The organism is Alkalihalophilus marmarensis DSM 21297 (assembly GCF_000474275.2).
GTDB lineage: Bacteria > Bacillota > Bacilli > Bacillales > Bacillaceae_D > Alkalihalophilus > Alkalihalophilus marmarensis.
Map to the genome: position 1 here is coordinate 1 of NZ_ATAE01000087.1, position 1869 is coordinate 1869.

1 pseudogene is annotated in these 1869 nt (G+C 24.2%); it reads left to right on the forward strand.

Going from position 1 to position 1869, the window contains the following annotated elements:
* Nucleotides 1–1491: 1491 nt before the first annotated feature.
* A pseudogene (locus tag A33I_RS21580) lies at nt 1492–1560 on the forward strand (hypothetical protein); the annotation flags it as partial.
* Nucleotides 1561–1869: the final 309 nt, after the last annotated feature.

The window sequence follows — 1869 nt, forward strand, 5'->3', positions numbered from 1 at the left end:
TTTTTTTGTTTGTTTAGTATGGGTGAATTTTAATGGGTGAAAGTTTTGAGTATGATTTTGTAGTGGTAAGTATATAGTTAAAAGTAAGGGTGTTTATGGTGATGTGGGATTTGAAGGAAGTTTTAGGTAAATTTTTGGTTTGATGAATAGAAATTATATAGGAGGTAATGTATGAGGATGAGATTGTAAAAGAAGTTAAAGTTTAATAGTTATAATTTGTATTATATGGTGTATATATGGTAGATGGATGGAGGGAAAGAGTTTGTATTTTAATTGGGGAGGTTTTATTGGTTTATATTAAAATTTTGTAGTGATATAAGGTTGGATAGTGAGAAGTTAGTAGAAGTTGTAGTAGTGAAGATGTTTAATGAAAGTTAGAAGGAGTGAAGGGTTGAATAATTTTATTGTTATAGAAATTTTGATTGGAAGTGGAAATAGATTATTGGTATGAAGTGGGAAAGTGGATATTGATTTTATGAGATAGAAGGGAAATAATAAAGTATGTATGGAGAAATATTATTAGATAAAATTTTGGATATTGAGAATTTAAATTAAGTATATAAAAAGGTGAAAAGAAATAAGGGTTTTGTAGGTATTGATGGGATGATTGTATAAGAGTTAGGGGTATATATTGTGTTGAATAAGAAAGAGTTTATTTTTTAGATTTGGTAGAGAAAATATTAATTTTAATTTGTATTATGGGTTGAAATTTTTAAATTAGATGGTGGGATAAGGTTTTTAGGTATTTTAATAGTTAAAGATTGGTTTGTTTAATAGGTTATTGTATAAGTTTTTATATTGATGTTTGATAAGAAATTTAGTGAGTATAGTTATGGGTTTAGGTTTAATAGGTATGTAGAAATGGTAATTATTTAAATATTAGAATATTTAAATGATGGTTATGAATGGATTGTAGATATAGATTTTGAATGATTTTTTGATATAGTTAATTATGATAGGTTGATGAATTTTATTTTAAGAATAATTTAAGATGGAGATATTATTTTGTTTATTTGTAAATTTTTAGTAAGTGGTGTATAGATTGATGAAGATTATAAAGAAATTGTTATAGGTATATTTTAAGGAGGGAATTTATTTTTGTTGTTTAGTAATATTATGTTTAATGAATTTGATATGGAATTAGAAAGTTGTGGATTTTGTTTTGTGTGTTATGTGGATGATTGTATTATTATGGTTAAAAGTGAAATGGTAGTGAGATGAGTGATGAGATTAGTGATTAGGTTTATTGAAGAAAAATTAGGTTTGATAGTTAATATTATAAAAATAAAAGTAATAAGATTTAATGATTTTAATATGAAATTTTTGGGATTTGGTTTTTTTAAAGATTTTTAGGTTGAGGTATATAAAGTAAAGTTATATTAAAAGTTGGTGGATAATTTTAAATTTAAATTGAAGTAATTAATTAGGAAGAATTGGAGTGTGGAAATGAAGTTTTAGGTTGAATGAATTAATTAGGTGGTATGAGGTTGGGTTAATTATTTTAAAATTGGTTTTATGAAAAAGGTTTTTGAATGTATAGATAGTTATATAAGGTTTTGATTTAGGATGTGTATTTGGAAGAAGTGGAAAATTTTTAAGAATAGAAGAAAGAATTTTATTAAATTTGGAATGGATAGATATATTGTTTATAAATATAGTTATTTGAGTAAAGGGGTAGTTAGGATAGTTTATTTTTGGGTGTTTATGAAAATGATTATTAATAAGAGATTAATTTAATTTGGTTTGTTATTTGGTGTTTAATATTATAGGAAAGTATATGTTTAGTATGAATTTGAATTGTTGTATATGGAATTGTATGTATGGTGGTGTGAGAGGTTGGAGGTTAATAGTTTTTTTTTATTTGATATG